This window comes from Oxynema mangrovii CENA135 (genome assembly GCF_016632315.1).
GTDB classification, from domain to species: Bacteria; Cyanobacteriota; Cyanobacteriia; order Cyanobacteriales; family Laspinemataceae; genus Oxynema; species Oxynema aestuarii.
Genome location: NZ_JAEOXH010000003.1, coordinates 818974 through 832101 on the forward strand (window position 1 = coordinate 818974; position 13128 = coordinate 832101).

Genomic DNA, 13128 nt, shown 5'->3' on the forward strand with positions numbered 1-13128 from the left:
AAGCTTTTCGCGCTTTTTAACCTTGTAAGCCAAAATTTTTGTCGATAAGATTGAAATTAGATGTTTCTTGGGGCGACCTTGGCTAAGCCCTCAGCAGGTTATGGATCTTCAACTCATCAAGATCGGTTTTGGTAACCTCGTCAGTGCCAAGCAGGTTCTGGCCATTCTCAGTCCTGATTCTGCCCCCATTAAGCGTATCATCAACGCCGCTCGGGAGAATCAACGACTGATTGACGAAACCCAAGGTCGTCGGACGCGGGCTGTGATTATTACCCAGGCGAGTGCGACGGACAACCCCGGGTTCACTTTTAAAAAAACCAATTTCCAGCCATCTCTTGACGATAATCCAATTTTCCTCTCGTACATCCAGCCCGAAACGATCGCCCGTCGTTTTGTCATCGACCAAAATACATTTCCACAAAACTTTTACTCGGCTAGGGATTTAGTGTGTATGGATATTCAGTTAATCAATATCGGTTTTGGGAACATTGTATCGGCGAACCGCGTGGTCGCGATCGTCAGTCCCGAGTCAGCTCCGATCAAGCGGATTATTACCGAAGCCCGCGAAGGCAACCGCCTGATCGATGCCACCTACGGGCGCCGAACCCGCGCCGTGATCGTCATGGATTCGAGCCACGTGATCCTTTCAGCCATCCAGCCGGAGACCGTGGCCAATCGCTTCGTTGCCCATAAAGATGGTCATGGGAGTTAGAAGTTGGTAGAATCGATCCTTCACCCTTGGAAAGTTTTCTCGTTCGTCGTTTCCACGCGGCAAACGACCCTCGATCGACCCCCATGAAAACCGTCAAGACAAAGGATCGAAACCGCTCGAAACCCATGCAAATTGGTAGATTGATTGTATTCGCCGGACCGAGTGGAGTCGGGAAAGGAACCCTGTTGCGATCGCTGCTCGACAAACATCCCGACCTCTACTTATCCATTTCCGCCACGACCCGCCCCCCGCGTCCGGGAGAAATTAACGGACATCATTATTATTTTGTCAGTCGCGAGCGATTTGAAACCATGGTCGCCGAGGGTCAACTGCTCGAATGGGCCGAGTTTGCCGGGAATTATTACGGAACGCCGCGCCAACCCGTGGAACGGGCGATCGCCGAAGGGAAGTTAGTCGTGCTCGAAATCGAATTAGAAGGGGCGCGACAAGTGAGAAAGACCTTTCCCGAAGGGATGCAGATTTTTATTTTGCCCCCGTCCGAGGCAGAGTTGGAACGGCGCATCCGCGCGCGCGGACAAGATCCGGAGGCGGCGATCGCCCGACGCTTGCAACGGGCCAAAGCCGAAATCGCGGCGGCTGACGAGTTCGACTTGAAAATTGTCAACGACGACTTCGATCGCGCGATCGCCGCCCTGGAAGCGGCATTATTTGCCGTCGCCCCCAGTTGTCGGGTTCACTAGACACCCGCGATCGAGCGGCGAGACCTTGCCCGTCGGTTGAGAAAATTTGGAAATCAGAGAAAATTGGGGCGTCGATCGCCAAGCGCCCCCTCCCTTCGTGGAGCGATCGCCTACACCACTGCCCGAGAGACATCCGTGCGGCGAGATTTCCCGGATGACCCTCGGCGGGATCGCTCTCCAGGAAAGGGAAAACCAAGTGCTAATATGGGAGCAAAAGAGAATAACCGCAACAGGTGATTCTCGATGCTCGATTCATCCAGATGCTGACTGGCCGAGGCGAGTTAGCAGAGATTTGCCAACGATCCGATTCGGTTCGTGCCAACCCTTCGAGCGCTACCGTCGGTTGGCGTGCTTGGCGATCGCCGCGATCGAACGTACAGGACAAGTGCGATCGTGACGACTTGCACCACGCGCCGATCGTCCTCGGAGATCGCCGCTTGGGTTTCGTTCAAGCCCCGAAACCGTTCCAGAGCCGATCGATCGCCGAGTTACCGTCAAAATAGCCCAGAGGCCACCTCGGCACTCCGGGCAATTTCCCACAACTTATGGGCATACTAAAAAAGGATATCTCATCGATCGGCCATGACTAATTTCTCATCGCAGCGACGTGCGCTAGTCGTTCAGAGTAACTTTTCCCCTTTCGGCAACAAACTCATCCAAGCTGGATATGCCGATCGCGACCAAATCCAGCGAGCACAAATAGAAAGCCGCAAGTCAGGTCGCCCACTTACAGAAGTTCTAGAAAGTATCACGGGCAAACAACTTCCACCGGAATTGTTGCGCCAGTACAAAAAACAACAATTATTCGAACTCAAAATCCTTTACGGCGTCGAAGCCGTCGATCCGGAAATCAACGAGATTTCCAACGAACAGCTCGCCGAGCTGATGGAAAACGTCATCGCCCTCGACGTTTGCCGTCGTCACCGGGTCATCCCCTTGAGCCGCAACGACACCCAACCCCCATCCCTGTCGGTGGCCATGGTCGATCCCGACAAGCTCGACGCCCTCGACGAAATTAACCAAATCTTGCGGCGGCAAGGACTCGCCCTCAGAAAGCAAGTTATCGCCCCGGAAGACTACGAACAACTCCTCAAACAATATTCCGACGAACAAGCTCAAAAAGGCGCGGCAGCCGCCGCTCAAGCGAACAAGCTCGACCTGTCTCTCAATGCAGACGCCTTTGAGACCGTAGACGAAGAACTCGACGAAGCCGACGACGACGGCGACGAGATGAACTTGGACGCAGCCTTGCGCGGCGCCCAAGAAGCACCGATCGTCAATACGGTCAACAAAATTCTCGCCAAAGCCCTTTCCGACGGCGTATCCGACATTCACGTGGAACCGCAAGAAGAATTCCTGCGGATTCGGATGCGCAAAGACGGGGTACTGCAAGAATTTGCCCGCTTACCGAAGAAAATCGTTCCGGCAATTACGTCTCGATTCAAAATTATCTCGGATTTAGATATTGCCGAACGCCGCAACGCCCAAGACGGTCGGATTCGGCGGATTTTCCAAGGACGCACCGTAGACTTTCGGGTCAACTGCCTGCCGAGTCGCTACGGCGAAAAACTTTGTTTGCGGATTTTAGACAACTCGAGCACCCAACTCGGTCTCGATAAGTTGATTAGCGAACCCGAAGCCCTGGCAAAAATGCGCGAGTTTGCCAGTCGTCCCTTCGGACTGATTCTGGTGACCGGGCCGACGGGTTCGGGGAAATCGACCTCCCTATACTCGGTGTTGGCGGAACGCAACAGCCCGGAAGTGAATATCAGTACCGCCGAAGACCCGATCGAATATGCCTTGCCCGGGATTACCCAATGTCAGGTGATTCGGGCGAAAGGATTGGACTTTGAAGCGCTGTTGCGGGCGTTCATGCGGCAAGACCCGGATATCATTCTGGTGGGTGAGACTCGCGACCGAGAAACGGCCAAAGCGGCGATCGAGGCGGCCCTGACGGGTCACTTAGTGCTGACGACCTTGCACACGAACGATGCTGCCGGGGCGATCGCCCGTTTGGACGAAATGGGCGTCGAACCGTTCATGGTCGCCGGGGCATTAATCGGAGTGTCGGCACAACGCTTGATGCGTCGGGTTTGTAGCGAATGCCGCGAACCCTACCACCCGGACAAAGAGGAACTGGCCCGTTATGGCTTGAGTGCCGCTCAAGAAACGAATATCGACTTTTACAAAGCCCGCGTCGTTTCTGCGGGAGAACGCAAAGCCGCAGCCAGTAGCGGAAACCTCTGTCCTAAATGCGGCGGCAGTGGTTATAAAGGACGGGTTGGGGTTTACGAAATCCTCAAGAATACCGAAGCGGTTGCCGAGTTGATTACCCAAGGGGCGCCGACCGAACGGATTAAGGAAAAAGCGGTAGAAGAAGGCATGGTTTCTCTCTTGCCGTACAGTATCAACTTAGTCCGTCAAGGAATGACCACCTTTGAAGAAGTCGATCGCGTCACCTACACCGATACGGGCCTCGAAGCCGAATTGAGGGCGAAGCGTAAGAGCGCTTTAACCTGTAAAAATTGTGGAGCGGGACTACAGCAAGAATGGCTCGACTGTCCTTATTGTTTGACCCCGCGTTTCCAAGATTGAGGACGACGCCACCGGGGTGAATGCAAGCTCGCGATGCACCATTGACCTCGGCTCGACCGTTCCTTCCCCGGCGGTATCGTCCGCAAGGGTCGCGGTTTGTGGGAGTGGCACTCGGTTCGTTCGAGATCCATTCCCGAACCGATCGCCAGTCTAGAGCGCGCAACACGCCGCAGATAGGCTGATTCGTCAACTTAGAATAAAGCTTTTGGGAGATAAGACGACTATGCCAGGTCTGATTATTGAAGACATCATGGAGTCTTTGGTCGAACAAGGAGGTTCGGACATCCACATCCAAGCTGGAGCGCCGATTTTCTTTCGCATTCACGGAAAACTAACCCCGCAGCCCCAATTTGGCGAAGCGCTGGCGCCAGAAGACGCCCAGCAAGTGATTTTCCAAATGCTCAACAACCAACAGCGCAAACATTTAGAGCAGAATTGGGACCTCGACTGCGCCTATGGGGTCAAAGGATTGGCCCGATTTCGGGTGAATGTCTACCGAGAACGTGGCTGCTGGGCCTCGTGTTTGCGAGCATTGGGTTCGACGATTCCCAATGCGGACAAACTCGGGGTGCCGATGGTGTTGCGAGAAATGACCGAACGCCCCCGGGGGATGTTGTTGGTCACCGGACAGACGGGTTCGGGGAAAACGACGACGATGGCAGCCCTGCTCGATTTGGTCAACCGGACGCGATCGGAACATATTCTTACCGTAGAAGATCCGATCGAGTACGTGTTTCCCAATATTAAGAGTTTGTTCCACCAACGCCAAAAAGGGGAAGATACGAAAAGCTTCGCCAACGCCCTCAAAGGCGCATTGCGACAGGATCCGGATATCATCCTCGTGGGTGAAATGCGCGACTTCGAGACGATTTCCCTGGCGGTATCGGCAGCAGAAACGGGTCACTTGGTCATGGGCACCCTGCACACGAACTCGGCTTCGGGGACGGTGGATCGGATGCTCGACGTATTCCCGGCAGAAGTCAAACCGCAAATTCGCGCCCAGTTAGGGATTTCTTTGGTAGGGATTTGCAGTCAAAACCTGATTCCAAAAATTGGCGGCGGTCGCGTTTGTGCCCAAGAACTTTTGGTCAATACTCCAGCCATTGGCAACTTGATCAAAGAAGGGAAAACACCCATGATTTATTCCTCGATTCAAACGGGAATGAAACTGGGAATGCAGACGATGGAAATGGCTTTAGCCAAACTTTATAAGGAAGGGAAAGTTAGTTGGGAAGCGGCGATGAGTAAAGCGGTAAAAGCTGACGAACTCGAACGCTTGATTGGCTCGGCTCCGGCGGCGAAAGCGGGTCGGGCGGGTTAGTTGGCTATTCAAGCGCGATTGGCTTTTCTCTCTCAGTGTAGGTGAAGGCGATCGCGCTTTTGGGCTTGTCGATGAATTTCAAATGTACCCGTTTGAAAGAACGGCAATTTTAACCGTCTTTAGAATCAACTCTCTTTTTCTAGGTTTGTCTCTGATTTTGATTTCATTAAAGACGGGCGATCTTGACAAAAAATCCATAAAAATAGGCATTATCAAGAGGCATTCTCATCATTTACTTGAAGCATCCTAAAAGCTCAAGTCTATTACGAGGTAAACCATGACCATCGATGCAGCATCTTCAAAATCTAAAGGCTTTAATTTAGCCGAGTTAGAAGAGAATCTTAATATTGCTCTGGCCAAACTGACGGTTAAAGATAAAGCCGTTTTCTCTCGACAATTATCTGTGATGTTTAATGCCGGGGTTGCTTTAGGGAAAGCCCTATCTACCCTCGCAGACACCACAGAAAACCCCAAACTCAGAAAAGCACTCAGACAGATTAAAGTTGATATTGAAACCGGGGTGAGTTTGTCAGTTTCCATGGCAAAATTCCCGGATATTTTTGACGATCTTTACTGTGCGATGGTCGAATCCGGGGAAATTGGTGGGGTGCTTGACATGGTACTCAACCGCCTCGCGATCGCCCTGGAAAAATCGGCCAAGCTACAAAACGAAATTAAATCGGCATCGGCTTATCCGAAAGCCGTCGGCACGATCGCCGTCCTGGTATTCTACGGCATGACTACCTTTTTGTTGCCCACGTTTGCCGGGATTTTTGAAGATTTAGGTGCCGAATTACCCGCATTTACCCAATTCATGTTAGCCATCAGTTCTTTTACTACGGATTGGAGAAAAATGCTGGTTTTGGTCGGAATAATTTTTGGAGTTGTTTTTATCTTTAAGACTATCTATAAAACGGAAAAAGGTTGTCTGTTCTTTGACGGTTTATTTTTAAAACTGCCGTTAGTTGGAAACTTACTCAAATTGGCAGCCGTCGCCCGTTTTTGCAATACCTTTTCCATGTTAACGGGAGCGGGGGTTCCCATGTTATCGAGTTTCGAGATCGTCGCGCGAACCGCAGGCAATAAAGTCATTAGCTATGCCATTTTAGGCGCCCAAGACGAAGTCGCCCAAGGGGGAAGCCTCACCGAAGCCTTCGACCGCGCCAACGTCTTTCCTGGAATGGCCATTTCGATGATGAGAATTGGGGAAGAAACGGGGGAACTCGATAAAATGCTCTCGAAAGTGGGAGATTTCTACGAGGATGAAGTCGAACAAGCAGTCAAAGGCTTGACCAGTACCTTAGAACCGATCATGATGGTCGGGATTGCGGCCTTAGTCGGTTCGATTTTGATGTCGATGTACCTGCCCATGTTTGCAGTGTTCGACAAACTCGGCTAAAAGAATGTCCAAAATTTAGTGGAGTACGACCTACGTCCATGCGATCGCGAGCGAGTGAAAAACAATGCCTGTCAAACAATATCATTACGAACAGTTGCTAGCGGAATATAGCAACTGTGAAAATGCGATCTTGCTGTTGAAGCAATATCGCCCTTACTTGGAAATGATGCCGAGTATGCGGCGCGCGCAAGAGAGCTTGATCACCATCCCTTTACCCAATATTCGCATCCGCGAACCCGTTTCTCCGAGCAGTCCGACCGGATTGACCGCCAGTCAAGGAGAAGTCATCGGTTTACCCTGCGAGATCGCGATTTTAATGTGCGATCCGGAGTGGAAAGTCAAAATGGGTGAGGAAATCTTTGTATTCATCCACCGTCCCGGCGAAGACTTTTCGAGTTTGCTCCGTCGCTGGCGCCAGACTCAGTTATGGCTCAGTCACGGATACGAATGGATCATGCCGTTGCACTACCAATACATTATTGGAGAAGGCAGCGATTCTATCTATCCACTGTTTGTAATTTTTGAAGAAACACCGGACCGGATTCGACGTGGCTTAACTGGCGCCGCCCTTCCTTTCCTGGTACAGAAGATGGTATCGGTTCCCGAGGAAGACCTTCAAGAATCGTCGGAGGAAATTTTGAGTTCTCCAGAATAAGATCTAGGTCATGAGACTGGGAAGGTTCGGACGATCGCCCCCCAACGCCTCTCCCCAAACAAGCTTCACGAACAATCCCCAATCACGGCGAGTGATTGGGGATTGTTTTTAGCCATGTTTCGGGAAGAAGGCGCCACCCCTATCGCCACCGCTAAAGAGTTCGAGGTTTAGATTTCTTCGCTCGTTCTTTCTTACGACGGGTGGCGACCGAAGAAATCCCTTGTTCGGCGGGAAATCCAGCAATCGGAATGACCTGATATTGCCGCTCTTGTTCGAGTTGCTTGAGTTCGCGATAGTCTACCCAGTGAATGCAATCCACCGGACAAGTATCGATCGCCTCTTGAATCACGTCTTCCGGGTCGCCATCTTGACGGATGACGCGCGATCGCCCGTAATCCTCCTCAATGTAGAACGTATTGCGAGCGACGTGAGCGCAGTGCTTGCAACCAATGCAGGTAGGTTCGTCTACGTAAACCCCTTTTTCGCGTAGGCTTCCACCCAATTCCGGCTCGAAACCCGTGCGATCGGGAGTATCGCGCAGAAGACCGCCTAACTCTGGCTCCAGACCCGAACGCTCTGGCGTATCGGCGATCTCAGAGTTAGTCAAGTCCGTCATTATCCCCCCCAGCGTTGCAACACGACCCGAATCGAACCATCTTCATTTTTCTGCTGCTCGGCAATTTGAAACCCTTGCTTGCTCGTTTCGCCGACGACGGTTTGGTAGGCGTAGCGCTGGGTCACTTCATTAATAAACCGATTCACCGTCCAAGGCTGCTGCCAAAACTGGAGGTCGGCAACGAGTTCGTACTGCTCGCCATTCCAGCTAAAACCGAGGTCATAACCGTTTTCTTGTTCGATCGCCACTTCGGCTTGATACGTTTGACCCTTATAGCCGCGTACCGCTCTGGGACCTTCTTTCCAGTCGATCCCCATGTCGGTTAAAGCGGCTTGCAAAGATGTTAAATTACGAATTTGGGTTTTGATTTGGCTGAAATGAGACATAGTTGCTTGCTAATCAACGAAACTAAATGGACAACCGGAAAAACATTTACCAATCGCTATAAGCCGCCCGAGCTTGGACGCTGGCCGACTGTTCGACGGTGGTGTTGAAATATTCGGACGTCGTTTCTTGATGGAGGACTTGTCCGAGTTGCGCTTCGATCGCTGCCGTGACTTCCGCACAAGAGGCACCGACTATGCCAGTGACTTTCTCCTGAACGCGGCCATCGGGATAAATAATAAATTCGAGTGTTTCCATCCGCTTAGCGATGCTAGAGAATATACCAATATGGAACATCTCCTTTGCAGGGATGCCTCAACGAAAAATCTGGCCGGGAGACTCGACGCACAGTTAGTCCGGATTAAACTTATTGTGACTAACTGAATCATTTCGAGTCAGATGTTAACAAAAATTATTACTTATCAGAGTATCATACTCAATCTTCGATTCAGTTTCGCTTAACTTCCCCAATCCGTCAAGCCTAGGCTGCAAGCGCCACTCAATCGAATCAATCGACGATCGTCGCCGTCGCCGAGCCGAGCCGACCCGCTAGCGAACTCGCGATCGTCGTTTACAATCCTTGAGATCGACAGAGCATTTTTCAGCTTCCGGGGACAGTCGGGCAATTTTTTGGCGATCGCCGTTGGGTTCGGGTTCGCATCGGGAGAGATAATGAAGGTTTGTTGACTTCAAAAAAATCCGCGATGAGTGTCCAGCACATGAGTTCTCAACACCCGACCCCCGCTTCCGATGCCAACCCCATGCAACCCCTCAAAATCGGTGTTTTGGGCTTCGGGGGCTTGGGACAGGCTGCCAGTCGCGTTCTCGCCCCCAAACGGGAAATGATTTGGGTGGCGGCTGCCGACAAACAAGGCTATGCCTACAACCCCGAAGGCTTGAATCCCGACGAGTGCATCCAAATCTACCGAGATCGAGGTTCCCTGGGCCATCTCGAACCCGGTGGAGTCCTCGCCCACGACAGTATTGCCGAATTACTGGCGCGCGCCCCCCAAGTGGACGGCTACTTCCTCGCCCTGCCGAACTTGCCCAATACCTTTATGGCGTCCGTCGTCCGGCAATTTATCGCTTCGGGCTGGCGTGGGGTTCTCGTGGACGCGCTCAAACGGACCAGCGCCCTCGAACAGATGCTCGCCTTGCGAGACGAACTCGCCGAAGCGGGGATCGCGTATATGAGCGGCTGCGGCGCCACCCCCGGACTGCTGACGGCGGCGGCGGCGATCGCCGCCCAAAGTTATGCCGAAATCCACGAGGTTAAAATTACCTTCGGCGTCGGGATTGCTAATTGGGATGCCTACCGCGCCACGATCCGAGAAGATATCGCCCACATGAGCAGTTATGACGTGGATACGGCGATGGCGATGAGCGATGCCGAAGTCGAAGAACTTCTCGATCGCACCGACGGCAAAATTACCCTGGAAAATATGGAACACGCCGACGATATCATGCTCGAATTAGCCGGGATTTGCCCGCGAGATCGCGTCACCGTCGGCGGCGTCGTCGATACCCGCAACCCGAAAAAACCCTTAAGCACCAACGTTCGCATCACCGGGCGCACCTTTGAAGGCAAGCAGTCGAGCCATACCTTCACCCTCGGCGACGAAACCAGCATGGCGGCAAATGTTTGCGGTCCGGCGTTCGGCTATCTCAAAGCGGGGATCGCTTTGCATCGGCGCGGACTGTACGGCTTGTATACGGCGGCGGAAGTCATGCCCCAGTTCGTGCGCTAAAACTGGGCTAAAACTGGGCTAAAACCGCAACCGAGGGCGATCGCCTCCGGTCTGCCACAATTTCGCACGTAGTAACTAACAGAGTAACCAATAACGGCTTGACGATCGCCGTTCTCGGATCCGGCTCGATCCCGGAATGGCGATCGTCATTCGCCGCTCTAGAGCGAGTCTCTTGCCCGCCAGACCATCTCGCGATCGTTTCAAATTTAATTTTCTCGGTTTTAAAAAAGTGAGATCGCACAAGTCCGACGGCGATCGCATAGTCGATAACGTTTGCTCCCGGATTCGAGTCTACGATTGAAGATGCAGGCCATAGGAGAATCTTTTTATGTTTCGTTCCTTGAGAACCGCCAGTTTGTTGACCGGAATTGTCCTGCTCGGTCAAGGGACCTTCAGTCCCTGGGTGGGTGCCAATCCTCTCGACCCCTCGATCGTCCAAAATGCCGAAGAACGAGCCAATCAAGCCGTTCAAGTTTACGAAGAAGGGTTCGACCTCTACCGTCAAGGGCGCTTTGAAGAAGCATTGGACAAATTCCAAGAAGTTTTAAACATTTCCCAAGAAATCGGCGATCGCGTTGGGGAAACCATCGCCCTGACCCGCATCGGTCGCGTTTACGATAACTTACGGCGCTATAGCGAAGCCCTCGACGCTTACGATCGCGCCTTGAAGATCGCCCGCGACCTCAAAGAGCGCCAACAAGAGGCGATCGTACTCGACTATATCGGCCTGGTTTATCAAGAACAAGGCGATATCGAGGCCGCTCGCGAGTCCCATGAAGAGAGCTTGGCCATTTTCCGAGAATTGGGCGTGCGGCGCTCGGAAGGTATTGTTTTAGGGAACTTAGGGCGACTGTACCGCAATAGCGAAGACTACGACAAAGCCTTAGAAATGTATCGCTCGGCGTTGGAGATCGCCATCGAAATCGAAGACCGCCAGCAAGAAGCAATTCTGCTCGACTATCTAGGGGTCACTTACACTCAATTAGAACAGTACGACCAAGCCCTCGAAGTTCTCCAAAGTGCTCTAGAGATTTTTGAAGAACTCGGGATCGAACGCAGCGAAGCGATTACCCGCTCGAACTTGGGAACGGTTTACGGAAATTTGGGTCGGGAAGAAGAGGCGATCGCCTCGTTAAAATCCGCACTGGCAATTTTTCAACGACTTGGAGATACTCAAGCTGCAGGAGCGATCGAAAAGCAAATCGAGCGCATGGCACAACCCTAATCGTGCCTCCTGCCGCGATCGCCGCGCGCGTCTACAATAGAAAAACATCTATGGAGAACAGCATCGATGTCCCCTCGTTTTCAACGGCTCGGCCTTCTCACAAGCGTGCTGGCGATCGCCTTGGCTACCCCCACTCCCGCCCGCTCCACTCCCGTTCGATCCTCGATCGCTCCTTCTGTAGCCTCGATCTCGTCCCTGTTCGCACAAGGAGAATGGCAACAATTTACCTCTCCCGATCGCCGTTTCTCGATTTTGATGCCGGGAATCCCCGAAGAAGAAAATCGAAGCGGTAACAACGGCGATTCCCGCATGTTCATGTTAGAAAAAGAGAACGGTAACGTTGCTTACGGAGTCGGTTATATCGAGTTCCCTAACGTTCCCGACTCGCTCACTCCCGCGCAAATCGACCAACTGCTCGATGCCGCTCGCGATGGCGGAGTCGGGAACGTCGAAAATGGGAGATTGCGTCAAGAACGGCGGATCAGCCTCCAAAATAATCCCGGAAAAGAATTTGAAGTGCAAAGCACTCAAGGCATTGTTAAAACTCGCATTTACTGGGTCGAACCGCGCCTCTACGTCATTTTAGTCGCATCGAGCAGCGATCGCACCTTCCCCAGCGACGCCGATCGCTTTCTCAATTCCTTTAATTTAGAAAGAAATCAAGCCTTGAATCCCGGCTTTAAACTTTCTTTTAACCGGAATTTTTAACATCATCGTGTTAGCAGCCGTTTAAGCGCGCTCGCAACTCTTTTAGGGACGTACAACTCGGGGCGATCGTTATTAACTCTCGGCGATCGAGCGCCATAATCAATCATTTTTATAGCACTTCTCGAATAAGTGTGGTCATCTCTAGAGAATCGTTTGAGCGCTCGATTATAAGATCGAAGCTTATGCCACAGATTTAGGAATAAAGAGGCGGGCGAGATGAGCGCACCAGTGAAAAGCTTATTCGATGGTGCTTTGAGGAAAGATTACTGGCTTGAATCACGCAGTTCAATTCTTTGTACGCTCTTGTTTCTCCCGGGGCGATCGTTCCCGTGGTTATTCCTTTCCCTAGGGGGGTGGCGTCGTCTGCTTCGGTGGATTGAGCGATTTTTTGGACGACGTTTGTCTCGTTCTCGGGGGTCGCAACGGCGAGTAAGGGTTCGGGGAGTCCCCGGACGCCGAGTAACGCGCTGGCGGCGATCGTTGCTAATCGAAGCAGGAATGTCGGGGAAAAGGGAAGCGGCGATCGTTCGATCGCAGGTTTCATCAATGTATTTTCCGCAAAGTGGATTCTGAAAAGAGTCTTCCCAAAAGTAGATTCCGAGGCGATCGCGATCGGATAATTCATCGTTAAAAAAGCAGGAAACAGCGCCTCGGAACTGATTTTTTGGGGATGAAGGCATTAAATTTATCCTGGCGGCGAGTGACGTTCGACCCAGACGAGCTGAATTTGTTCCTCGAATCCCCCGCGTTCCTGGCGTCGGCGTTCCTGGACGGCGATCGCCTCTTCTCGCGATCGCCCGTGGGCTGCTAAAAGGGCGTCGATCGCTTCGTATAAATCGGCGATTTCAGTTAACAATTCTTCCGGTGGGGCGTCTGCAATTTCGCGGGCTTCTTCGAGGATCTTCTGTTTTAAAGCTTGGCGATAGTCTTCAGGATTGAGACGCGTTGTTTCGCAGGTATTGCCTGCATTATCGATGATTTCTGGAATGCGATCGCGCACCAGCTTGTTATAGTATTTTTTCATAAAATAGCTTTGCGTAGATACCTTCTTCCCGATGACGAAC

16 protein-coding genes and 1 pseudogene are annotated in these 13128 nt (G+C 52.1%); 11 read left to right on the forward strand and 6 right to left on the reverse strand.

What is annotated here, in order from left to right; genetic code table 11:
- Window positions 1–100: 100 nt before the first annotated feature.
- From JJD41_RS25875 to JJD41_RS22910, 8 genes and pseudogenes are all read left to right on the forward strand, one after another.
- Window positions 101–268: pseudogene (locus JJD41_RS25875) on the forward strand (extracellular matrix/biofilm biosynthesis regulator RemA family protein); the annotation flags it as partial.
- Between the two features lie 183 nt (window positions 269–451).
- Entirely contained in the window at window positions 452–712 is a 261-nt protein-coding gene (remA, locus tag JJD41_RS22880) for an extracellular matrix/biofilm regulator RemA (RefSeq protein WP_168572067.1), read from the forward strand.
- 125 nt (window positions 713–837) lie between these two features.
- Complete coding sequence (gene gmk / locus JJD41_RS22885) at window positions 838–1413, forward strand: guanylate kinase (protein ID WP_200669884.1); 576 nt, start codon at window positions 838–840, stop codon at window positions 1411–1413.
- A gap of 260 nt (window positions 1414–1673) precedes the next feature.
- Complete coding sequence (locus JJD41_RS22890) at window positions 1674–1916, forward strand: hypothetical protein (RefSeq protein ID WP_200669886.1); 243 nt, start codon at window positions 1674–1676, stop codon at window positions 1914–1916.
- A gap of 79 nt (window positions 1917–1995) precedes the next feature.
- A complete protein-coding gene (locus tag JJD41_RS22895; RefSeq protein ID WP_168571551.1) occupies window positions 1996–4008 on the forward strand; it encodes a GspE/PulE family protein in 2013 nt (670 codons plus the stop codon).
- Window positions 4009–4231: 223 nt separating this feature from the next.
- Window positions 4232–5329, forward strand: a complete 1098-nt coding sequence (locus tag JJD41_RS22900; protein ID WP_200669888.1) for a type IV pilus twitching motility protein PilT — start codon at window positions 4232–4234, stop codon at window positions 5327–5329.
- Between the two features lie 277 nt (window positions 5330–5606).
- Window positions 5607–6728: a type II secretion system F family protein gene (locus tag JJD41_RS22905; protein WP_200669890.1), complete on the forward strand. Its 1122-nt coding sequence runs from the start codon at window positions 5607–5609 to the stop codon at window positions 6726–6728.
- Window positions 6729–6792: 64 nt separating this feature from the next.
- Window positions 6793–7383 (forward strand): hypothetical protein, encoded by a 591-nt coding sequence (locus JJD41_RS22910; protein ID WP_200669892.1) that lies wholly within the window; start codon window positions 6793–6795, stop codon window positions 7381–7383.
- 151 nt (window positions 7384–7534) lie between these two features.
- Here JJD41_RS22910 and JJD41_RS22915 read toward each other — a convergent pair whose 3' ends face one another.
- Genes JJD41_RS22915 through JJD41_RS22925 form a run of 3 tightly spaced genes read right to left on the reverse strand, consistent with a single transcriptional unit; the run spans window position 7535 to window position 8641 of the window.
- Window positions 7535–7999, reverse strand: a complete 465-nt coding sequence (locus tag JJD41_RS22915) for a ferredoxin (RefSeq protein WP_168571547.1) — start codon at window positions 7997–7999, stop codon at window positions 7535–7537.
- Entirely contained in the window at window positions 7999–8385 is a 387-nt protein-coding gene (locus tag JJD41_RS22920) for a DUF1257 domain-containing protein (RefSeq protein WP_200669894.1), read from the reverse strand. The genes JJD41_RS22915 and JJD41_RS22920 overlap by 1 nt, the downstream gene beginning before the upstream one ends.
- 46 nt (window positions 8386–8431) lie before the next feature.
- Window positions 8432–8641, reverse strand: coding sequence for a DUF2997 domain-containing protein (locus JJD41_RS22925; RefSeq protein WP_168571545.1), 210 nt, complete (start codon window positions 8639–8641; stop codon window positions 8432–8434).
- Between the two features lie 503 nt (window positions 8642–9144).
- Between JJD41_RS22925 and bioU the strand changes: the two genes are divergently transcribed.
- On the forward strand, window positions 9145–10131 hold the full coding sequence (gene bioU / locus JJD41_RS22930) for a (S)-8-amino-7-oxononanoate synthase BioU (RefSeq protein WP_370583944.1): 987 nt from the start codon (window positions 9145–9147) through the stop codon (window positions 10129–10131).
- Window positions 10132–10138: 7 nt separating this feature from the next.
- Here the strand turns inward: bioU and JJD41_RS22935 are convergent, their stop codons facing one another.
- Window positions 10139–10372, reverse strand: a complete 234-nt coding sequence (locus JJD41_RS22935) for a hypothetical protein (protein WP_200669896.1) — start codon at window positions 10370–10372, stop codon at window positions 10139–10141.
- A gap of 87 nt (window positions 10373–10459) precedes the next feature.
- Between JJD41_RS22935 and JJD41_RS22940 the strand changes: the two genes are divergently transcribed.
- Window positions 10460–11356 carry a tetratricopeptide repeat protein gene (locus JJD41_RS22940; RefSeq protein WP_200669898.1) on the forward strand — a complete coding sequence of 299 codons (897 nt, stop codon included), beginning with the start codon at window positions 10460–10462 and terminating at the stop codon, window positions 11354–11356.
- 66 nt (window positions 11357–11422) lie between these two features.
- Window positions 11423–12064, forward strand: coding sequence for a hypothetical protein (locus tag JJD41_RS22945; protein ID WP_200669900.1), 642 nt, complete (start codon window positions 11423–11425; stop codon window positions 12062–12064).
- A gap of 193 nt (window positions 12065–12257) precedes the next feature.
- On the opposite strand, the gene JJD41_RS22950 is transcribed toward JJD41_RS22945, so the two are convergent.
- On the reverse strand, window positions 12258–12608 hold the full coding sequence (locus JJD41_RS22950) for a hypothetical protein (protein WP_200669902.1): 351 nt from the start codon (window positions 12606–12608) through the stop codon (window positions 12258–12260).
- Window positions 12609–12749: 141 nt separating this feature from the next.
- Complete coding sequence (locus JJD41_RS22955; RefSeq protein WP_200669904.1) at window positions 12750–13088, reverse strand: nucleoside triphosphate pyrophosphohydrolase; 339 nt, start codon at window positions 13086–13088, stop codon at window positions 12750–12752.
- Window positions 13089–13128: the final 40 nt, after the last annotated feature.